The sequence below is a fragment of the Streptomyces abikoensis genome (assembly GCF_014648775.1).
In the GTDB taxonomy this organism is placed as follows: domain Bacteria; phylum Actinomycetota; class Actinomycetes; order Streptomycetales; family Streptomycetaceae; genus Streptomyces; species Streptomyces abikoensis.
In genome coordinates, this window is the sequence record NZ_BMRT01000003.1 from 778,916 (window position 1) to 798,346 (window position 19,431).

Here is a 19,431-nt window from a genome sequence, read left to right on the forward strand (position 1 = left end):
CGCCGCGCAGGAACCACTCGGCGGCCAACGGGGCGAGCTCGGCCACCTCCCGCCCCGTCAGGCGAAGTTGGCGTTCGCGGTGCGAGACGGAGGAGAGCGCCAGGGCGCCGCGCTCGATCAGCCGGGAGGGTCGGGAGGGAGGGTTCTGCGTGTTCTCCTCAGTGTTGTTTTGGGAGCGACCGACGGACCGGTCGTCCGGCTCACCGATGGCCGGTTCCACGGCCGTCGGCGGCTCGGCGGGACGGCCCCCGTCCCGAACCACCAGCGCCTCCTCGGCGCTCAGCGGTACGTTCGAGACGAGCTGCCTGGTCGCCCAGCGGCCGTGCGGGCCCTGGCCGCGCCACTCGTGGACGTACCCCTCCGCGATCAGCTCCCGCTTCGCGCGCTGGAACGCGGTCTTCTTGATCCCCGCACGTTTCGCCGTCTCCGACAACAGCTGGTCAACGCCGTCGGGGAGCGAGAGCTGCCACATCAACAGGCGTACGGCTTCGGCCGATAGACGCGGATGGCGGATGATGTCGTTCGAGACCTGCGTGAAGAAACGCGCAGGAGGGATAGCATGCTTGTGCATTCGCGAGTCTCCTTGGGATAGCACCTCGCGGGTGTAGACCCCCTTCGCCGGTTGCAGCCAGCGTCGGGGGTCGCTTCATTCACTCTACGAAGCGACCCGATTACTCGCGACCGTAGCGCATCCCCACACACGGACGCGGCCCTTCCGATGGAACGCGCGCCATCAGAACCAGGAGGCTCCCCCTCGCCGCCTCCTCTTGACCTTGCGCTGCTCCTTGTCGAACTCCTTCATGACGTCGGGATCGATCGTCATGACATAGGCCACGGTGAGGCGGATGGGCTCACTGTCCTGCCTGGCGACAGTTGCCGAGGCCCGATCCGTTTCTTCGACCAAGGTTTCGACGAACGACTCGAAGCTGACGATCGATGCACGCATAAAGCGCGCTGCCAGCTCGAACAGCCGGAGCATGTGCGCAGGTGGACTTACCGATCGCAGGTCGATGGACCAGTCGATCAGGGATTCGTAGATACCCAGGAAGCGCCTGGCGAGGTGCGTGATGAGGTCGCGATCCCCCGGTTCCCCGGGGAGACCGAACGCTTTGTCCTGCGCTTCTTGAGACATCCATCTGTCGACGTCCGAGCCGATCCGTTGTGCCTCGGCGAAGGCCGCTGCGAGATAGGCGTTCGCTTCGACCTCGTCCCGAAGCGTTCGACCGATTACGCGATGCCCCAGGCTGTAGTCGAACCGCTTCAGCTCAAGTTCCTTCAGCCCCACATACAACTCTCCTGCGAAGAGGAGGTACTCCCAGACGGCAGGCATCGCCTCGCGCGTCCTTGCGAGCTCCTCGCGAGTCCGGAGCACCGTCGCCCCCAGAGCCCCGGCAGCCGGAACCTCGCTTGCCGGTGGATCGGGGGCCACGACTGGGTCGGCCTGGTAATTGAGGGTGACGTTGTGCACCACCCCGGCTTGAATGACCGGCCCCGTGACATTCCCGGAAAGGTCGTTGGTCACCTGCCTCGGCGGTTGGAGGAGGTAGTCCCCGTCATGAGGCCCTGCTGACAGCACACCCACCCCATCCCCCCGGAAATCCTCAGCGACACACTTCTGCGGTCCAGGTCAGTGCTGGATCAGGGGCACGCATGGTCGGATGTGACATCACTGTCCGGCCGTCCCGGCTGGAGCAGCCGCTCGAAGCACAGGGAGCCCTCCACGCCCGCGTACGCGCCGAAGTTGGGGATCGAACCCGGCTCGACGTACATGTGCTTGACCTCGCCGACGCCCGCGCCGAGGTCGCAGAGCCCGTCGCAGCCGACGACCGTGCCGTCGGGCGTGTGGGCGAAGGAGAACGCCGCGCCACGCGGTGGTGGCCCCGGCCCGGCGGGGAGCCGGCGCGGGGCCACCGTACCTCGGCGGAATCGGCCGGGGTCAGCCCAGCCGCTGGACCAGTGCCCGGTACTCGTCCCACAGTTCCTTCGGCGTGTGGTCGCCGAAGGTCTCCAGGTGCTGGGGCACCAGGGCCGCCTCCTCGCGCCAGACGTCCTTGTCGACCGTGAGGAGCAGGTCGAGGTCGGCGTCCGGGATGTCGAGGCCGTCGGTGTCGAGGGCGTCGCGCGTCGGGAGGATGCCGATGGGGGTCTCGACGCCGTCGGCCGTGCCGTCGAGGCGCTCGACGATCCACTTCAGGACGCGGCTGTTCTCGCCGAAGCCGGGCCAGACGAAGCGGCCGCCCGCGTCCTTGCGGAACCAGTTGACGTAGTAGATCTTGGGGAGCTTCGACTGGTCCTTGCCGGCGCCGACCTTGACCCAATGGCCCATGTAGTCACCCATGTTGTAGCCGCAGAACGGCAGCATGGCGAACGGGTCGCGGCGCAGCTCGCCGACCTTGCCCTCGGCCGCGGCGGTCTTCTCGGAGGCGACATTGGCACCGAGGAAGACGCCGTGCTGCCAGTTGAAGGACTCGGTCACCAGCGGGACGGCCGTGGCGCGGCGGCCGCCGAAGAGGATGGCCGAGATCGGCACGCCCTTGGGGTCCTCCCACTCCGGGGCGATGATCGGGCACTGCGACGCCGGGACGGTGAAGCGGGCGTTGGGGTGGGCGGCCGGGGTGTCCGAGGACGGGGTCCAGTCGTTGCCCTTCCAGTCGATGAGGTGCTCGGGGGCCTCCTCCGTCATGCCCTCCCACCACACGTCGTCGTCATCGGTGCGGGCGACGTTGGTGAAGACGGCGTTGCCCCAGAGGGTCTTCATGGCGTTGGCGTTGGTGTGCTCGCCGGTGCCGGGGGCGACGCCGAAGAAGCCGGCCTCGGGGTTGATGGCGTAGAGGCGGCCGTCCTCGCCGAAGCGCATCCAGGCGATGTCGTCGCCGATGGTCTCCACCGTCCAGCCGGAGACGGTGGGCTCCAGCATGGCGAGGTTGGTCTTGCCGCAGGCGGAGGGGAAGGCGGCGGCGACGTACTTCGGCTCGCCGTGCGGCGGGGTGAGCTTGAGGATGAGCATGTGCTCGGCGAGCCAGCCCTCGTCCCGGGCCATCACGGAGGCGATGCGCAGGGCGTAGCACTTCTTGCCCAGCAGGGCGTTGCCGCCGTAGCCGGAACCGTAGGACCAGATCTCGCGTTCCTCCGGGAAGTGCGAGATGTATTTGGTGGAGTTGCAGGGCCAGGGCACGTCCTGCTCGCCCTCGGCCAGCGGGGCGCCCAGGGTGTGAACGGCCTTGACGAAGAAGCCGTCGGTGCCGAGCTCGTCGAGGACGGCCTGGCCCATGCGGGTCATGGTGCGCATCGAGACGGCGACGTAGGCGGAGTCGGTGATCTCGACGCCGATCGCGGAGAGCGGCGAGCCGACGGGGCCCATGCAGAAGGGCACGACGTACATGGTGCGGCCGCGCATGGAGCCGCGGAAGATCCCCTGCTCACCGGAGAAGATCTCGCGCATCTCCGCCGGGGCCTTCCAGTGGTTGGTCGGGCCCGCGTCCTCCTCCTTCTCGGAGCAGATGAACGTACGGTCCTCGACGCGCGCCACGTCGCTGGGGTCGGAGGCGGCGTAGTAGGAGTTGGGGCGCTTGACCGGGTCGAGTTTCCGGAAGGTCCCCTTGGCGACGAGCTCCTCGCTCAGGCGCTCGTACTCGGCCTCGGAACCGTCGCACCAGACCACCTGGTCCGGCTGGGTGAGGGCGGCGATCTCGTCGACCCAGGAGATCAGCTCCTGGTGGTTGGTGGGGGTGGTGGGAGCCGCACTGGTGCGCGCCACGATCGCTCCGTCCCGCCGGAACCCGCTGTCCGGCGTCGCTATTGAGGGTGGAACGGCCCATGGGCACCGGGGATCGCCGGTGCCGGACCGTCTCTGCACATTGGTTGCCCCTTGGGGGCCGCGACCCAGACGCTTCGTGACCGCTCATCCGGTGCCGCCCGCACTCATTTGATCATCCGACTCATCATCCGATCTGTCCAGGGGGCGCCCCCGTGACCATCACCACCCGATACCCGCCCGTAACCTACGGTTGCGTAGGTAGCATGACGGCCATGACACCCGCGCCCGACACAGCGCCCTCTCCGTCCTCCGGTTCCCCCGGGGCGCCGCATGCCGCAATCCTGAACGCCAGTTCGTCCGATTCCGGTTCGCCAGCCGCCGATGTCACCGGCGTGGCCGAGGCCGTCGCCGCGGCGGCCCCGGTCAAGCCACGGCTGCGCGGCTGGCTGCACGCCGGGATGTTTCCCGCGGTGCTGATCTCCGGCGTCTTCCTCACCGCCCTGGCGGACAGCACCCGGGGCAGAATCGCCTGCGCGGTCTACGTCCTGACCGCCTGCCTGCTGTTCGGCATCAGCGCGCTCTACCACCGGGGCGACTGGAGCCCGCGCGCGGCGGCCGTGCTGCGCCGGCTCGATCACGCCAATATCTTCCTGATCATCGCGGGTACCTACACCCCCCTGACCATGCTGCTCGTGCCCGGCGGCCGGGGACGGCTGCTGCTCTGGGCCGTATGGCTCGCGGCCGCCGCCGGAATCGCCTTCCGCGTCTTCTGGGTCGGCGCGCCGCGCTGGCTCTACACCCCCTGCTACATCGCGATGGGCTGGGCCGCCGTCTTCTTCCTGCCGGACTTCCTCCGCAAGGGCGGCATCGCCGTCCTCGTGCTGGTGATCGTCGGCGGCCTGCTCTACTCGGCGGGCGGCGTGATCTACGGGATCAAGCGCCCGAACCCCTCACCCCGGTGGTTCGGATTCCACGAGGTGTTCCACTCACTCACGCTCGCCGCGTTCATCACCCACTACGTGGGCATCTCACTGGTGGCCTATTCGCACGCCTGAGCGCGAGCCGGAGGGGGCACGACGCGCTCCGCGGCCCCCGCGCGGCGGCCGCGGCCTCGACGCCGCGGCCACCCGCCACGTCAGCCCGCCCACGCCGGCCACGACCACGGCCAGCACGGCGACCTCCCCCACGAACACGTACCCGGCGACGCTCAACACGGCCACCAGCAAAGCGGCAACGGTCATGACATACCCCCTCCATCACCTTTTGGCTGACTCCCCGCTCCCCTGCCCCGCACACAGCGTCACACACCCCACTGACAATCAGCGTCCCGTCAAAGCCGGCCACTCCCGCGCTCGGTGTGGTCCGTGAAAAGACCGATGCCGGAGAATGCGGCCATGGCCACAGCCCACTCCTCCCCCGCGGCGCCGACCGCGCCCGTCCTCGGGCTGCGCGAGCGGAAGAAGATCCAGACCCGCCGCGCGATCCGGGGTGCCGCCTACCGCCTCTTCGAACGGCAGGGGTACGACGCCACGCCCGTCGACCAGATCGCCGAGGCCGCCGACGTCTCCACCAGCACGGTCTTCCGCTACTTCCCCACCAAGGAGGACATCGTCCTCACCGACGAGTACGACGCGGTGATGGAGGCCGCGATCCGCTCGCGCCCGGCGGACGAGCACCCCGTCGAGTCCATCCGGCACGGCGTCACCGGCGCCGTCCGCCAGCTCGTCGAACGCGACATCGCCGAGCTGCGCCAGCGCACCCGGCTCGTGCACGAGGTGCCCGCGCTGCGCGGCCGGACGGCGGAGGGCATGGCGGAGTCGGCCCGCGTGCTCTGCGCCGTCCTGGCCGGACGCACGGGCCGGTCGCCCGGCGACCTGGAGCTGCGGGTCGTGGTCGCCGCCGTCCTGGGGGCGATGCAGGAGGCGACGATGCACTGGGTCGAGCAGGGGCAGACGGACGATTTGCCCGCGCTGATCGACCGGGCGCTCGGGGTGCTCGTGCGTGGGCTGACGCTTTAGCGCTTCGCGGGTCCGGTATGTCGGCCGCGGGTGCGTCGTGGTTGATCGCGCAGTTCCTCGCGCCCCTTCGGGCGCTACCCGCCCAGTTGTCCCGACAAAGCCTCCGCGTCCGTTGTCGGGGCGTCGCACGTGAAGGCGCGGCATACGTACGCCGCCGGGCGGGCGTCCAGGAGGGTGCGGCCCGCGAGGAGGGGGATCTCCTCCGAGCCCGGCTCGCCGACCGCGACGACCAGGCCCGGGGCCGTCGACAGCAGCGCGGTGCGGTGCAGCCGCGCCGTCGCCGGGTGGTCCGCCGGGCCCACGACGGCCACCTCGCGGGGCCCGTCCAGCAACGCCTCGGCGACCGCCAGGCCCCAGCTGATGAAGCGCGGCGCCTTCGGCCCCAGCGCCGTCACCACGCCGAGCGCCTTCTCCGCCGCCTCCCGGTGCCGGGCGCTGCCCGTGTACGCGGCGTACGACAGGAGCGCCCCGGCCGCCGCCGTCCAGCCCGACGGCGTGGCGTTGTCGGTGGGGTCCTGCGGGCGGCGGATCAGCTTCTCGGCGTCGTCGGCGGTGTCGAACAGCGCGCCGTCGGGCGTGGTGAAGCGGTCCAGGACGGTGCCCAGGAGCAGCCCGGCGAAGTCGATCCACACGCCCTCGCCCGTGACGCCGGCCAGCGCGAGGAAGCCCTCGGCGACGTCCGCGTAGTCCTCCAGGACGCCCGCGTGGGTGCCGGGGGCGCCGTCCAGCGAGGTGCGGGCGAGCCGCCCGTGCCAGTCCATGTGGACGCGGACGATCAGGTCGGCGGTGTCCGTGGCGGCCTGGATCAGGTCGGGGCGGTCGAAGTAGGCGCCGGCCTCCGCGAGCGCGGCGATGGCCAGCCCGTTCCAGGCGGCGACGATCTTGTCGTCGCGGCCGGGCCGGGGCCGCCGGTCGCGGGCGGCCAGCAGCCGCGCCCGGACGGACGCGACCTTCCCCGCCTCCCACAGCCGCTCGGTGTCGGGGAGCTGGAGGACGGACGCGCCCTCCTCGAACGTGCCCTCCTCGGTGACGCCGAAGTGCTCCGCCGCGAGCGCCGCGTCCTCTTCGCCCAGCACCTCGCGCAACTGCGCGGGCGTCCAGACGTAGTACGCGCCCTCGACGTGCCGGCCGCTGCCGTCGTCGCTGTCGGCGTCCAGCGCGGACGCGAAGCCGCCCTCGGCCGTGCGGAGTTCGCGGATCATGAAGTCCGCCGTCTCCAGGGCCACGCGCCGGGCGAGCTCCGAGCCGGTGGCCCGCCAGAGGTGGGCGTACGCCCGGCAGAGCAGGGCGTTGTCGTAGAGCATCTTCTCGAAGTGCGGGACCGTCCACGTGGCGTCGACCGCGTAGCGGGCGAAGCCGCCGCCGAGCTGGTCGTAGATCCCGCCCCGGGCCATGGCCTCGCAGGTGGCCGTGGCCATCTCCAGGGCGGCCTCGGAGCCGGTGCGCACGTGGTGGCGCAGCAGGAACTCCAGCGTCATGGACGGCGGGAACTTGGGGGCGCCGCCGAAGCCGCCGCGCGTGGCGTCGAAGTCGCGGGTGAGCCCGAGCAGGGCGGCGTGGAGCTCCTCCGGGCCGGGGGGCCGGACGGCGTCCACGGCGAGGGAGCGCTCGGAGAGGTCGCGGACGATGCGCCGGGCGACCTGGCCCACCTCGTCGCGGCGGTCGCTCCAGGCGGCCCGGACGCCCTCCAGGACCTGCCGGAAGCCGGGCATGCCGTGCCGGGGGCCGGGCGGGAAGTAGGTGCCGAAGTAGAAGGGCTCGGCGTCGGGGGTGAGGAAGACGGTCATGGGCCAGCCGCCGTGGCCGGTGGCGGCCTGGACGGCCTCCATGTAGACCGCGTCGACGTCGGGCCGCTCCTCGCGGTCGACCTTGACGGAGACGAAGTGCTCGTTGAGGTAGGCGGCCGTCGTTTCGTCCTCGAAGGATTCGTGCGCCATCACATGGCACCAGTGACAGCTCGAATACCCCACGCTCAGGAGCACGGGCACGCCTCGGCGCCGCGCCTCGGCGAAGGCCTCGGGCGACCAGGGCCACCAGTCGACGGGGTTGTCGGCGTGCTGGAGGAGGTAGGGGGACGTCTCGTGCGCCAGGCGATTGGGCATGGGCCCATCCTCGCGCACGACGGGCTCCGGGGCGGGCTCCGGCGGCGCCGGACGGGCCGCGGGGGCCCGTCCGGTCATGCCGTCGTGTACGCCACCGTCACGATGCCGCCGTGAACGACGCCGCCGTCACGGACACCGCCGTTACGCCGCCGGCGTCAGGCGGTCGTCTTGCCGGCCTCGCCCGACGGGTCGGGCGCCTCCTCGAAGTCCACCCGCTTCATGTGCTTGTTCATGGACTTCATCAGAAACCACACGGCCCCGCCGATGACGGCGAAGACGATGAAGCCGAGGACTCCGGGGGTGACCTTGTTCTGGTCGAGATCCGCGGCGGCAAGCGTAAGGGCGCTCATCATCATGGGGTCAATTGTTGCGGATGCCCGCGAAGAGGTCGTCCTCGGGGAGGGAAGTGTCGACGAGGGACTTCGCCAGCTCGTACTCCTCGGTCGGCCAGACCTCGCGCTGGATGTCCATCGGCACCCGGAACCAGCCGCCGTCCGGGTCGATCTGCGTGGCGTGGGCGATCAGGGCCTTGTCGCGGATCTCGAAGAAGTCGGCGCACGGCACGAACGTGGTCAGGGTGCGCTCGCGGCCCATCTCGTCCCAGCGCTTGAGCCACTCGCCGTACGGGGACTCCAGGCCGCGCTCGATCAGCGCGTCGTGGAGGGCCTGGGTGCGCTGACGGTTGAAGCCCTGGTTGTAGTAGAGCTTCTGCGGCTGCCAGGGCTCGCCGGCCTCGGGGTAGCGCTCGGGGTCGCCCGCGGCGTCGAAGGCCACCATCGAGATCTTGTGGGTCATGATGTGGTCGGGGTGCGGGTAGCCGCCGTTCTCGTCGTACGTGGTGATCACGTGCGGGCGGAACTCGCGGATCAGCTTCACCAGCCGGCCGGCCGCCTCCTCGACGTCCTGCAGTGCGAAGCAGCCCTCGGGCAGCGGCGGGAGCGGATCGCCCTCGGGGAGACCGGAGTCGACGAAGCCCAGCCACTCCTGCTTGACGCCGAGGATGTCGCGGGCCTCGGCCATCTCCTTGGCGCGGACCTCGTGGATGTTCTTCTCGATGTACGGGTCGCCCTGGAGCTTGGGGTTGAGGATGGAGCCGCGCTCACCACCCGTGCAGGTGGCGACCAGCACGTCCACCCCCTCGGACACGTACTTGGCCATCGTGGCCGCGCCCTTGCTCGACTCGTCGTCGGGGTGGGCGTGAACGGCCATCATTCGCAGCTGCTCAGTCAACGCTCGGTCCTCAGTCACTGGTCATGGCCCCTCCCATTGGACATCCGGGGCGCCTCCTATAGTGACCGAAGCGGGACGCGTTTCATTCCGCGTTCACAAATCGGCGCCCAGGAGGAACGATCATGGCTGCGGAGCGCGATGCCCTGCCCGAGGGCCGCTACGGCCGCTCGGCGGACGAGCGCGCCGACCGCAAGCTGAAGATCGTCGGGGCGGTGCTCGGCGCGGCGCTGCTCGGCTTCGTCGGCTGGGCCGGTGTGCACTACATCACCTCGTCGGAGGTGACCGGTCAGCTCATCCGGTCGAAGACCGTCTCCGACACGGCCGTGCAGGCGGTCGTGGAGGTGCGCAAGGAGAAGGACGCCGTCGCGGTGTGCACCCTGCGCTCGCTGGGGGCGGACGGCGGCGAGGTGGCCCGCAAGGACGTGACCTTCGACCGGCGCGAGGACCACTTCAGCCAGCTGGTGGAGATCCGGACGACGGCCCACGCCAGCGCCACGGAGCTGGAGGGCTGCCGGACCGCGTCGCGGGGCTGACACCGCCGGGCGTACCGCCGAGTGTTACCCGGAGATACCGCGCTGACCTGCGTTAACAGGATTCTTGCGCGTTTTCTCCCGCTTACTCCTTCCCCCCTTCGGGACGTAATTGTTAGGCTCGTGGTTTCGCCCCGCTTTGAAGGTGCACCCTTCTGAGTAGGGCGTTCATTTGTATCGAGATGCATCCCCAGCATTCCCCAGTACCGACGAGGAGCACCTGTGACCCAGACCAGCGACAACGTCACCTGGCTGACTCAGGAGGCGTACAACCAGCTCAAGGCCGAGCTGGAGTACCTGTCTGGTCCCGCTCGCACCGAGATCGCCGCGAAGATCGCGGCGGCCCGCGAGGAAGGTGACCTGCGAGAGAACGGCGGGTACCACGCGGCCAAGGAGGAGCAGGGCAAGCAGGAGCTCCGCGTCCGGCAGCTGACGCAGCTCCTCGAGTCCGCCAAGGTCGGCGAGGCCCCCGCCACGGACGGCGTGGTGGCCCCCGGCATGGTCGTCACCATCGCCTTCGACGGCGACCCGGACGACACCCTGGACTTCCTGCTGGCCTCCCGCGAGTACGCCAGCTCGGACATCGAGACGTACTCCCCGCAGTCCCCGCTCGGCAGCGGCGTCAACGGCAAGAAGATCGGCGAGGACGCCCAGTACGAGCTGCCGAACGGCAAGAAGGCCATGGTCCGCATCCTGGAGGCCAAGCCCTACAGCGGCTGAGCGCCCCCGGAGCGACGCGCCGGAGCTCCGGACCCGTGCACGGGTCCGGAGCTCCGGCGTATCCGCACCGCGTTCACGCCGTCGCCGAGCGGTACTTGCGCACCGACAGCGCCCGGAAGACCGCGATGATCAGCAGGGACCAGAGCACCGACGCCCACACCGGGTGCTGCATCGGCCACGCGGCCGGTACCGGATAGCCCTGCGGCACGTTGCCGAACAGCTCCCGGGCGGCCTGCACGGTGGCGCTGAAGGGGTTCCACTCCGCGATGGTGCGCAGCACGGTGGGCATATTGCCCGAGGGCACGAAGGCGTTGGAGATGAAGGTGAGCGGGAAGAGCCAGATCAGCCCGCCCGAGGTGGCCGCCTCCGGGGTCCGGACGGACAGCCCGATGAGCGCGCCGATCCAGGAGAACGCGTAGCCCAGCAGGAGCAGCAGGGCGAAGCCGCCGAGCGCCTTGAGGACGCCCTCGTGGATCCGCCAGCCGACGATGACCGCCACGATCGCCAGGACGACGAGGGTGAGGGCCGTCTGCACCAGGTCGGCGAGGGTGCGGCCGGTGAGCACCGCGCCCCGGGCCATGGGCAGGGAGCGGAAGCGGTCGATGAGGCCCTTGTGCATGTCGTCGGCGATGCCCGCGCCCGCGCCGGCCGTGGCGAAGGTGACGGTCTGGGCGAAGATGCCCGCCATGAGGAACTCGCGGTAGGTGCCGGGGTCGGTGCTGCCGCCCACGGCGATCGAGCCGCCGAAGACATAGCTGAACAGCACCACGAACATGATCGGCTGGACGAGGCCGAAGACGACGACCTCGGGGATCCGGATCATGCGGATCAGGTTCCGCTGGGCGACGACCAGGGAGTCGCGGACGGACTGGACGGCCGCCCCGCCGCGTGCCGCGGGCACGGGCCGCCGGGACAGGGTGGTGCCGGTCACGGTCATGGCCCCGCCACCTCCTTCGGCTCGACAGAACGCTCGACGGAATCGTCCGGACCGGAGGCGGATCCGCCCGGGCCGGGTTCGTCGCTCGCGGCCGCGTGCCCGGTGAGCGAGATGAAGACGTCGTCGAGGGTCGGGCGGCGCAGGGCGATGTCGTCGATCTCGATGCCGCGCCCGTCCAGCTCCCGGATGACCTCGGCGAGCAGCTTGGCGCCGCCGGAGACGGGGACGATGACCTTGCGGGTGTGCTCCTCGACGGTGGGCTCGCCCTTGCCGAAGGCGCGGATGACGCCGAGGGCGGGGGCGATGTGCTCGCGCTCGTGGACGACCAGTTCGACGCGCTCCCCGCCCGTGCGCGCCTTGAGCTGGTCGGAGGTGCCGCGGGCGATGACCCTGCCGTGGTCGATCACGCAGATGTCGTGGGCGAGGTGGTCGGCCTCCTCCAGGTACTGCGTGGTGAGCAGCAGGGTCGTCCCGCCGGCGACGAGCTCCTGGATGACCTCCCAGAGCGCCTGGCGGTTGCGGGGGTCCAGGCCGGTGGTGGGCTCGTCCATGAACATCACGGGCGGGCTGACGACCAGGGCGGCGGCGAGGTCGAGGCGGCGGCGCATGCCGCCGGAGTAGGTCTTGGCGGGCCGGTCGGCGGCCTCGGCGAGGTTGAAGCGCTCCAGCAGCTCGCCGGCGCGGGCCTTGGCGTCGCGCCCGCTGAGCTGGTAGAGCCGGCCGACCATCCGGAGGTTCTCACGGCCCGTCAGGTATTCGTCGACGGCGGCGAATTGGCCGGACAGGCCGATGGCGTGCCGGACGTCGTTGGGTTTCCTCAGTACGTCGATGCCCGCCACCACGGCTTTACCGCGGTCGGGTTTGATCAGGGTGGTGAGCACGCGCACGGCGGTGGTCTTGCCGGCGCCATTGGGGCCGAGCAGTCCTAGAACGGACCCTTCCGGAACGTCGAGATCGACGCCGTTCAGAGCCGTGACGTCGCCGAAGGTCTTGACCAGGCCTTCGGCGTAAATAGCGCCTGGCATGGATGTTCTCCCCGTTTGGGTGACGTAATAGTTGATTTTACGTTCATCGGTGGCGATCCGCCCTCTGAATGAATGCCACCGGATAATGGGTGGCCCTTACTTCCGGATATCGGGGGCGGCCCGGATATCCGGGGACGGTCAGAGGGACAGCGGATAACCGGCGGCGCGCAGGGCCTCGCGCACCTCCGCGCGGTGCTCCGGGCCCGCCGTCTCCAGGTGGAGCTCGACCTCGGCCTCCGTCAGTCCCAGGCGGGGGTCGGTGCGTTCGTGGACGACGTCGACGACGTTGGCGTTCGCGACGGAGAGCACTTCCAGCAGCGCGGCGAGCGCCCCGGGGCGGTCCGGCAGCGGCAGCCGCAGCGACAGGTAGCGGCCCTCGGCGGCCATACCGTGGCGCAGGACCCGCTGCAACAGCAGCGGATCGACGTTGCCGCCCGACAGCACGGCCACCACCGGGCCCCGGTCCCGGAACGAGCCGGGGTCCGCCAGCAGCGCCGCCACCGGGCTCGCGCCCGCCGGCTCGACGACGAGCTTGGCCCGCTCCAGACAGAGCAGCAGGGCGGCGGCGATCCCGTCCTCGGAGACGGTGCGCACCTCGTCGACCAGCCGCGCGACGATCCGGAACGGCACCTCGCCGGGGCGGGCGACGTTGATGCCGTCCGCCATCGTCACGGCGTCCGCCACCGCCACCGGGTGGCCGGCGGCCAGCGACGGCGGGTACGCGGCGGCGCCCGCCGCCTGGACGCCCACGATCCGCACGTCCGGCCGCAGCGCCTTGACCGCCACCGCGATCCCGGCGATCAGCCCGCCCCCGCCGACCGCCACGACGACGGTGCGCACCTCGGGGCACTGCTGGAGGATCTCCAGCCCGACCGTGCCCTGGCCGGCCACGATGTCCGGGTGGTCGTAGGGGTGGACGAGCACCGCGCCCGTCCGCTCCGCCCACGCGCGGGCCGCGCCCAGCGCCTCGTCCAGGCCCTGGCCACAGGCGCGCACCTCGGCGCCGTACTCGCGGGTGGCGGCCATCTTCGGCAGCGGGGCGCCCTCCGGCATGAACACCGTCGACCGCACCCCCAGCAGGGAGGCGGCCAGCGCGACGCCCTGCGCGTGGTTGCCGGCGCTGGCGGCGACGACGCCCGCCGCGCGCTCGGGGGGCGTCAGGGCGGCGATCCGCGCATAGGCGCCGCGGATCTTGAACGAGCCGGTGCGCTGGAGGTTCTCGCACTTGAGGCGGACGGGCGCGCCGACGAGCCCGGACAGGTGGCGGCTGCTCTGCAGGGCGGTGACCCGGGCGATCCCCGACAGCGTCTCCCGCGCCCGGCGCACATCGTCGAGGGTCACCGGACGTGCGGCCATGTCCTCAGTATCGCGCCGTGGCGAAGGCCCCGGCCGGGGCGGATAAATGGGGCATACAGCAAGGACGTAAGGGGCGATCCGGGCGGCGCATACATACATACCGACCGGTTTGCGGAGCACTGGTACAACAGCGTGCGGGGACGCGTACTCTGTCCCCCATTCTCAGCGATTCCAGCTCCGCATCCCCTGCCCGCCGTACGAAGTGAGCCCCAGGCCATGCCCACCTCTCAGGACATGACGACCGACCTCGCCCCCGGTGTCCTCGACGCCCTCCAGCACCAGGTGGCCGTCTTCGCCCGCCGCGCCGAGCAGACCCGGCTCGGGGGCGTAGGCCGGGTCCACAACTCCATGGACCGCGCCGCCTACCTCCTGCTCAACCGCCTCGACCAGGAAGGCCCCATGGGCGTCAAGGCGCTCGCCGCGGGCATGGGCATCGACTCCTCGACCGTCACCCGCCAGGTGGCGCCGCTCGTCGACACCGGTCTGGTCAAGCGCACCTCGCACCCCGAGGACGGCCGCGCCGTCGTCCTTCAGCTCTCCCCGCGCGGCAAGGCCCGCCTGGAGGAGGTCCGCGCCTCCCGGCGCGAGCTGATGGCGCTGTGCACCCAGGGGTGGTCCGAGGACGAGCGGGACGTCTTCTGCACCCTGCTCACCCGCTTCAACTCGGCCCTGTCCGACATCCACTTCACCCAGCCCCAGCAGGTTCCGCCGGCCTCTTGACCGGATCGCGCGGCTGTCCTCTTCTGGAGGGGTGCGAGCCTCTTCTGGAGGGGTGCGAGAGCGGCGGGACGCCCGGGAGCGCCGCCGCGCCCGGGAGTTCGAAGCGTTCGCCGGCGGCGCGGGCGGCAGGCTGCTGCGCACCGCGCTGCTGCTGACCGGCGACCGGGAGGCCGCCGAACGACTGCTGACCCGCGCCCTCGCCCGCACGTACGCCGCCTGGGACGGCCTCGGCGGCGAGGATCCGTACGAGCGCACCCGCCAGGAGCTCGTGGCGCGTTACGCCCGCTCCCGCTCGGCGAGGTGTCACCGCCAGGGGGACGGGGACGGGCCGTTGGCCCGGCTCACGTCGCGGGAGCGGCTGGTGGTCGTGCTGCGGCTGTACGAGGGGGTCGCCGAGGAACAGACGGCGGCGGCGCTCGGGGTATCCGTGGAGCGCGTGCGCGCGCTGTGCGCGCGGGCCGTCCTCACGGTGGCCGCGTGAGCGGCCAGGACCGCCGGGAGGCGGAGGTCCGGCGGCTGCTGGACGGGCCGCGTCCGGCGGTGCCGGCGGAGGTGGTGGCACGGGCGGCCGCGCGGGGCGCGCGCATGGTGCGCAGGCGACGGGTGGTTCGGGCCGTGGCCTGGGCAGCGCTTTTCCTCGCCGTGGTGGCGTTCGGGGTGTGGGCGGCGATGGCGGAACCGTGGCATCCGCCGGCGTCGGGGACGGCGCCACCGCTGTGGGGCGGGGACTGAGGATGCCCCGGTCCCGCCCCTTCTCCGTTTCCCGGGGGCTCCGCCCCCGGGCCCCCCGCTCCTCAAGCGCCGGAGGGGCTGAGAATCAGCCCCCCGGTCGTCAGCCGAGCGCCTGCGTCAGGTCGGCCAGCAGGTCGTCGGCCGACTCGATGCCCACCGAGGCGCGGACCAGGTCCGCCGGGACCTCCAGCTGGGAGCCGGCGACCGAGGCGTGGGTCATCCGGCCCGGGTGCTCGATCAGGGACTCGACGCCGCCCAGGGACTCGCCCAGCGTGAAGAGCTTGGCACGGTTGCAGACCTCGACGGCCGCCTCCTCGCCGCCCGCGACGCGGAAGGACACCATGCCGCCGAAGGCGCGCATCTGCTTGGCCGCGACCTCGTGCAGCGGGTGCTCGGGCAGGCCCGGGTAGTAGACCTGCGTCACCTTCGGGTGCGAGACGAGCAGGTCCACCACGCGCTCGGCGTTGGCCGTGTGGCGGTCCATGCGCACGGCGAGGGTCTTGATGCCGCGCAGCGTCAGCCAGGAGTCGAAGGGGCCGGCGACGGCGCCCATCGCGTTCTGGTGATAGGCGAGCTCCTCGCCCAGGCCGGTGTCCGCCGTGATCAGGGCACCGCCGACGACGTCGGAGTGGCCGCCCATGTACTTGGTGGTGGAGTGGACGACGACGTCCGCGCCCAGGGACAGCGGCTGCTGCAGGTAGGGGCTGGCGAAGGTGTTGTCGACGACGAGCTTGGCACCGGCCTCGTGGGCGACGCCCGCGACGGCGGCGATGTCGGTGATGCCGAGCAGCGGGTTGGACGGGGTCTCGACCCAGACCGCCTTGGTCTCGGGCCGGATGGCCGCGCGCACGGCGTCCGGGCTGGAGGTGTTGGCGACCGACCACTCCACGCCCCAGCGGCTGACGACCTTGGCGAAGAGCCGGAACGTTCCGCCGTAGGCGTCGTTCGGGATGACCACGTGGTCACCCGGCGCGAGCAGCGTGCGCAGGAGGGTGTCCTCGGCGGCCAGGCCCGAGGCGAAGGCGAGGCCCCGGACGCCCCCCTCGAGGGCCGCCAGGTTCTCCTCCAGGGCCGTGCGCGTGGGGTTGGCGCTGCGGCTGTACTCGTAACCGCCGCGCAGACCGCCGACGCCGTCCTGCTTGTACGTGGACACTTGGTAGATGGGCGGTACGACGGCCCCGGTCAGCGGGTCCGCTTCCTGCCCGGCGTGGATCGCGAGGGTCTCGAAGCTGTGCTGGTCGCTCATTCACCCGAGGGTAGTGCCCGTTCGCCCGATCGCTCCTGTTCACTTGTAACCGGCAGATGAACGATTCGCCGGTTTGTCACGTTGTACCGTCGTCCAGCCTCTTCCTTCGGCCCGTTCGGCTCCTTCCGTCAGCCTCTTCGTTCATCAGGACAGTTCATGGAGATTCTGCTCATCCTCCTCGCCGTCACCGTGATCTGCGGTGTCGTGGTGGCCCCCGCGATCCGGCGGTACCGGGCCGTGCGAGGTGTCGTCCAGGGCGCCGAGGCGGCCACGGACCCGGTCGGCGGGCTCGGCCTCGTCCCGCCCGAGCGGCTCGACGTACGGCTGCCCGGCCCGGACGAGGAGCTGCTGGCCGCCGTGGCGGAGGCCCGCCGCACCCAGGACTGGAAGCCGGCGGCCGATCTGCTGGCCCGGACGCCCGCCACGGGCGACGCCGAGCTGCGCTGGCAGCGGGTGCAGACGCTGGCCGGCGCGGCGGCCCAGGAGCTGGCCGAGGCGCCGGGCACGGGCGGGATGTGGCTGCGGCACTGGCGCGTGGTGGCGCCCAAGGACGCGGGCGGCGCGGCGGTGCAGGCGGAGTTCCTGGTCCAGCAGGCGATGCGGAACCCGTCCTCGCAGGACTTCCGGATGATCCTGGAGGAGGCGCGCACGGTCTGCGCCGAGGCGGCCCTGCTGGCGCCGGGTGACCCCGTCCCGTACATCGTCGAGCTGGGCGTCGCCCGGGGGATGGGCGCGAGCGAGGCGGAGTTCCAGTCCGTGTGGGAGACCGTGACCACCCGCGCGCCGGGCCACATGGGGGCGCACCTGAGCGCGCTGCGCTACTGGAGCGCGAAGTGGCACGGCTCCCGGGAGCAGGCCGAGTCCTTCGCCCGGCGCGCGGCCTCCACCGCGCCGGAGGGCAGTCTGCTGCCCGCGCTGCCGCTGTTCGCGGTCTTCGACCACCTGCCCGACGTGCAGCTGGTGCGCGGCCTGTTCCAGAGCGCGGTGGTCGGCGACGCGATCGAGGCCGCCCAGTACGCGGTGCACCACGCGCCGGAGAACCACCCGGTACTGCCGCACGTCCGGCACCTGCTGGCGTGGTTCCTGGTCCGGGCCGAGCGTCACGCGGAGGCCCTGGAGCAGTTCCGGAAGGTCGACGGCCACATCGGAGCCCTCCCGTGGACGTACGAGCCGGACCCGGTGGCCACGTACACCGCGTACCGGGCGATGGCCGTGGCGGGGGCACGGCAGGGACCGGTCTGACCTCGGACGGGCGCCCGGGCCGTCGCACAGTCGTCGCACATATGATCCCCACATTCCGTTTCTCGCGGATCTTTCGCACCTTTCGAACCCGTGTGGGGGTCTTCGCCCAGTGGGCACATCTCTGCGTGCGCTGCGCGCGCTCGTCCTCCTGGCCGGCTTCTATCTGATCGCCGTCCTCATGCTCGGCGTCCTCGTGGCCGCCGACGTCGCCGCGACGCTCTGGGCCCCCGGCCTGGCCATGGTGAAGGTGTACTTCTGTTCCGTCGTGCTCGCCGTCCCGGTGCTGCGGGGCGTCTTCGTGTTCAGCACCGCCCGGGCGAAGGAGCCGGACGGACTGCCCGTCACCGAGGCCGGGCAGCCGGAACTCTGGCGTACCGTCCGCTCCCTGGCCGAGCGGACGGGCACCCGGGCGCCCGACGCGATCGTCCTCACCGGCGACGTCAACGCGGGCGTCACCGAGGACACCCGGCTGCTCGGCCTGCTCCCCGGCCCCCGCCGGCTCTACCTCGGCGCCCCGCTGCTGACCGGGCTGACCGAGGCCCAGTTGCACGCCGTCATCGCCCACGAGCTCGCCCACTACGGCAACACCGACACCCGCCTGGCGGGCATCGCCCTGCGGGGACGCGCCGGCGTGCTGCGCACGGTGGAGACCTTCCGGGAGCGGGAGGAGGAGCGGATCGCCAAGGAGCGGGCCATCCAGGAGAAGGCGGCCGAGGAAGCCGTCCGCAAGGGCCGCAAGCCCAAGAAGATCGACGCCGACCGCGCGGGCGCCGGCCACCGCCTGATGGTCAAGCCCTTCCTGGCGTACGCGGCGTTCTACCTGCGCGCCACGCACAGCACCGGCCGGCAGCAGGAGCTCGCCGCCGACCGTCTGGCCGCCCGGGTCGCGGGCCGGGACGCGACCGCCTCCGCGCTGCGCGAGACCGCCGCCCTCGACGCCGCCCACGACTTCTACATGAGCCGCTACGCCACCGCCGGCGTGGACATCGGCCTCCTGCCACCGCGCGGCGAAGTCTTCGGCGGCCTCCACCGGCTGCTCACCGCGCCCGGACGGCAGGAGGGCCTGGCCGGCCTGCGCGACGAACTGCCGCCGGCGGAGCCTTCCCCGTACGACACCCACCCGCCGGTGGCCGTGCGCGTGGAGCTGGTCGAGGCGCTGCCCGACGACGGCCGAGCCCTGGACGGCCGAACCCTGGACGGCCGAACCCTGGGGGACGCCCGTCCCTCGCTGGGGTTCGCGCTGGGGTTGCTGCGCGATCGCGAGCGGGTCATGGCGGATCTCGAGGGCGCGGTCCTGACGCCCAAGGCGCGGGCCATGACGCGGGTGGACTGGCCCGAGCTGATGCACCGGTCCGTCCACGCCCGGACGGAGGAGGCGGCCGAGCCGCTGCGCACGGCGCTGGGCGCGACGGGCGCCCGGGTTGCCGGGGCCGGCGCGCTCGCCGACCTGTCCGTCCTCCTCGACCTGGCCGACGCCGGACGGCTGTGGGAGGTGGCCGACCACCTGCCCAAGTCGCCGGAGGCCGCCAGGGCCGGCGGCCGCGCGGCCCGCGAGTTCGCGCGGCCGGCGCTGTACGCGGGGCTGCGCGAACTGACCGAGCTCGCGCTGGCCGAGTCGGCGGGCGCGCGCTGGGAACTGTCGTGGTCGGGCCCGGCACGGCTCCTGCTGCCGGACGGCGGGCCGACGGACGTGAGCGCCGAACCCCTGGCCGAGCTCGTGGCCGACGCGGTACGCCCCGTCGTGGAGGACGAGCCGGACACGAGACGCGTGCGCGACCTGATCGCCTACGCGAACTGATCGGCTACGCGAACTGAT

General features: G+C 71.7%; 19 protein-coding genes. 9 read left to right on the top strand and 10 right to left on the bottom strand.

Going from position 1 to position 19,431, the window contains the following annotated elements; genetic code table 11:
* Positions 1 to 733: 733 nt before the first annotated feature.
* From IE096_RS13800 to IE096_RS13810, 3 genes are all read right to left on the bottom strand, one after another.
* Positions 734 to 1,522 carry a hypothetical protein gene (locus tag IE096_RS13800; RefSeq protein WP_189451706.1) on the bottom strand — a complete coding sequence of 263 codons (789 nt, stop codon included), beginning with the start codon at positions 1,520 to 1,522 and terminating at the stop codon, positions 734 to 736.
* A gap of 116 nt (positions 1,523 to 1,638) precedes the next feature.
* Positions 1,639 to 1,911, bottom strand: a complete 273-nt coding sequence (locus IE096_RS13805; protein ID WP_229820146.1) for a hypothetical protein — start codon at positions 1,909 to 1,911, stop codon at positions 1,639 to 1,641.
* A 25-nt stretch (positions 1,912 to 1,936) separates the two neighbouring features.
* Positions 1,937 to 3,757 (bottom strand): phosphoenolpyruvate carboxykinase (GTP), encoded by a 1,821-nt coding sequence (locus tag IE096_RS13810; protein WP_189451707.1) that lies wholly within the window; start codon positions 3,755 to 3,757, stop codon positions 1,937 to 1,939.
* Positions 3,758 to 4,020: 263 nt separating this feature from the next.
* Here IE096_RS13810 and trhA point away from each other — a divergent pair, with 263 nt between their 5' ends.
* Together trhA and IE096_RS13820 are read left to right on the top strand one after the other, a co-directional pair.
* Entirely contained in the window at positions 4,021 to 4,812 is a 792-nt protein-coding gene (gene trhA / locus IE096_RS13815; RefSeq protein WP_373298108.1) for a PAQR family membrane homeostasis protein TrhA, read from the top strand.
* A 339-nt stretch (positions 4,813 to 5,151) separates the two neighbouring features.
* Positions 5,152 to 5,775 (top strand): TetR/AcrR family transcriptional regulator, encoded by a 624-nt coding sequence (locus IE096_RS13820; protein ID WP_189451709.1) that lies wholly within the window; start codon positions 5,152 to 5,154, stop codon positions 5,773 to 5,775.
* A 74-nt stretch (positions 5,776 to 5,849) separates the two neighbouring features.
* Here the strand turns inward: IE096_RS13820 and IE096_RS13825 are convergent, their stop codons facing one another.
* The 3 genes from IE096_RS13825 to mca all read right to left on the bottom strand — a co-directional run bounded on the left by IE096_RS13825 (position 5,850) and on the right by mca (position 9,107).
* Positions 5,850 to 7,877, bottom strand: a complete 2,028-nt coding sequence (locus tag IE096_RS13825) for a thioredoxin domain-containing protein (RefSeq protein WP_189451710.1) — start codon at positions 7,875 to 7,877, stop codon at positions 5,850 to 5,852.
* 155 nt (positions 7,878 to 8,032) lie between these two features.
* Positions 8,033 to 8,233 (bottom strand): RAMP4 family protein, encoded by a 201-nt coding sequence (locus IE096_RS13830; RefSeq protein ID WP_189451711.1) that lies wholly within the window; start codon positions 8,231 to 8,233, stop codon positions 8,033 to 8,035.
* Between the two features lie 4 nt (positions 8,234 to 8,237).
* Positions 8,238 to 9,107 carry a mycothiol conjugate amidase Mca gene (gene mca / locus IE096_RS13835; protein ID WP_126915746.1) on the bottom strand — a complete coding sequence of 290 codons (870 nt, stop codon included), beginning with the start codon at positions 9,105 to 9,107 and terminating at the stop codon, positions 8,238 to 8,240.
* A gap of 122 nt (positions 9,108 to 9,229) precedes the next feature.
* On the opposite strand from mca, the gene IE096_RS13840 reads away from it, so the two are divergent.
* Positions 9,230 to 9,640 (top strand): DUF4307 domain-containing protein, encoded by a 411-nt coding sequence (locus IE096_RS13840; RefSeq protein ID WP_189451712.1) that lies wholly within the window; start codon positions 9,230 to 9,232, stop codon positions 9,638 to 9,640.
* Positions 9,641 to 9,859: 219 nt separating this feature from the next.
* Positions 9,860 to 10,357 (top strand): transcription elongation factor GreA, encoded by a 498-nt coding sequence (gene greA, locus IE096_RS13845; protein WP_189451713.1) that lies wholly within the window; start codon positions 9,860 to 9,862, stop codon positions 10,355 to 10,357.
* Positions 10,358 to 10,430: 73 nt separating this feature from the next.
* On the opposite strand, the gene IE096_RS13850 is transcribed toward greA, so the two are convergent.
* From IE096_RS13850 to ilvA, 3 genes are all read right to left on the bottom strand, one after another.
* Positions 10,431 to 11,294, bottom strand: coding sequence for an ABC transporter permease (locus IE096_RS13850; protein WP_229820147.1), 864 nt, complete (start codon positions 11,292 to 11,294; stop codon positions 10,431 to 10,433).
* The gene (locus IE096_RS13855; RefSeq protein ID WP_189451714.1) at positions 11,291 to 12,319 is read right to left on the bottom strand and encodes an ATP-binding cassette domain-containing protein; all 1,029 of its coding nucleotides are present in this window, start codon (positions 12,317 to 12,319) and stop codon (positions 11,291 to 11,293) included. Before IE096_RS13855 ends, IE096_RS13850 begins: the two co-directional genes overlap by 4 nt.
* 138 nt (positions 12,320 to 12,457) lie before the next feature.
* A complete protein-coding gene (gene ilvA / locus IE096_RS13860; protein ID WP_189451715.1) occupies positions 12,458 to 13,675 on the bottom strand; it encodes a threonine ammonia-lyase in 1,218 nt (405 codons plus the stop codon).
* 216 nt (positions 13,676 to 13,891) lie between these two features.
* On the opposite strand from ilvA, the gene IE096_RS13865 reads away from it, so the two are divergent.
* The 3 genes from IE096_RS13865 to IE096_RS13875 are packed head-to-tail and all read left to right on the top strand — an operon-like array spanning position 13,892 to position 15,127.
* Positions 13,892 to 14,395 (top strand): MarR family winged helix-turn-helix transcriptional regulator, encoded by a 504-nt coding sequence (locus IE096_RS13865; protein ID WP_189451716.1) that lies wholly within the window; start codon positions 13,892 to 13,894, stop codon positions 14,393 to 14,395.
* A gap of 52 nt (positions 14,396 to 14,447) precedes the next feature.
* Entirely contained in the window at positions 14,448 to 14,876 is a 429-nt protein-coding gene (locus IE096_RS13870; RefSeq protein ID WP_189451717.1) for a sigma factor-like helix-turn-helix DNA-binding protein, read from the top strand.
* Positions 14,873 to 15,127, top strand: coding sequence for a hypothetical protein (locus IE096_RS13875; protein ID WP_189451718.1), 255 nt, complete (start codon positions 14,873 to 14,875; stop codon positions 15,125 to 15,127). The genes IE096_RS13870 and IE096_RS13875 overlap by 4 nt, the downstream gene beginning before the upstream one ends.
* 100 nt (positions 15,128 to 15,227) lie before the next feature.
* Here IE096_RS13875 and IE096_RS13880 read toward each other — a convergent pair whose 3' ends face one another.
* Positions 15,228 to 16,373: a cystathionine gamma-synthase gene (locus IE096_RS13880; RefSeq protein WP_189451719.1), complete on the bottom strand. Its 1,146-nt coding sequence runs from the start codon at positions 16,371 to 16,373 to the stop codon at positions 15,228 to 15,230.
* Between the two features lie 156 nt (positions 16,374 to 16,529).
* Between IE096_RS13880 and IE096_RS13885 the strand changes: the two genes are divergently transcribed.
* Positions 16,530 to 17,615, top strand: coding sequence for a hypothetical protein (locus tag IE096_RS13885; RefSeq protein WP_189451720.1), 1,086 nt, complete (start codon positions 16,530 to 16,532; stop codon positions 17,613 to 17,615).
* 109 nt (positions 17,616 to 17,724) lie between these two features.
* On the top strand, positions 17,725 to 19,413 hold the full coding sequence (locus IE096_RS13890) for a M48 family metalloprotease (protein ID WP_189451721.1): 1,689 nt from the start codon (positions 17,725 to 17,727) through the stop codon (positions 19,411 to 19,413).
* Positions 19,414 to 19,431: the final 18 nt, after the last annotated feature.

Bases quoted from the DNA above. Each gene is read 5' to 3' on its own strand.
- trhA (WP_373298108.1), top strand. From the start codon at position 4,021: ATGACGGCCATGACACCCGCGCCCGACACAGCGCCCTCTCCGTCCTCC.
- IE096_RS13820 (WP_189451709.1), top strand. From the start codon at position 5,152: ATGGCCACAGCCCACTCCTCCCCCGCGGCGCCGACCGCGCCCGTCCTC.
- IE096_RS13825 (WP_189451710.1), bottom strand. From the start codon at position 7,877: ATGCCCAATCGCCTGGCGCACGAGACGTCCCCCTACCTCCTCCAGCAC.
- IE096_RS13830 (WP_189451711.1), bottom strand. From the start codon at position 8,233: ATGATGATGAGCGCCCTTACGCTTGCCGCCGCGGATCTCGACCAGAAC.
- IE096_RS13840 (WP_189451712.1), top strand. From the start codon at position 9,230: ATGGCTGCGGAGCGCGATGCCCTGCCCGAGGGCCGCTACGGCCGCTCG.
- IE096_RS13850 (WP_229820147.1), bottom strand. From the start codon at position 11,294: ATGACCGTGACCGGCACCACCCTGTCCCGGCGGCCCGTGCCCGCGGCA.
- IE096_RS13855 (WP_189451714.1), bottom strand. From the start codon at position 12,319: ATGCCAGGCGCTATTTACGCCGAAGGCCTGGTCAAGACCTTCGGCGAC.
- ilvA (WP_189451715.1), bottom strand. From the start codon at position 13,675: ATGGCCGCACGTCCGGTGACCCTCGACGATGTGCGCCGGGCGCGGGAG.
- IE096_RS13865 (WP_189451716.1), top strand. From the start codon at position 13,892: ATGCCCACCTCTCAGGACATGACGACCGACCTCGCCCCCGGTGTCCTC.
- IE096_RS13880 (WP_189451719.1), bottom strand. From the start codon at position 16,373: ATGAGCGACCAGCACAGCTTCGAGACCCTCGCGATCCACGCCGGGCAG.
- IE096_RS13885 (WP_189451720.1), top strand. From the start codon at position 16,530: ATGGAGATTCTGCTCATCCTCCTCGCCGTCACCGTGATCTGCGGTGTC.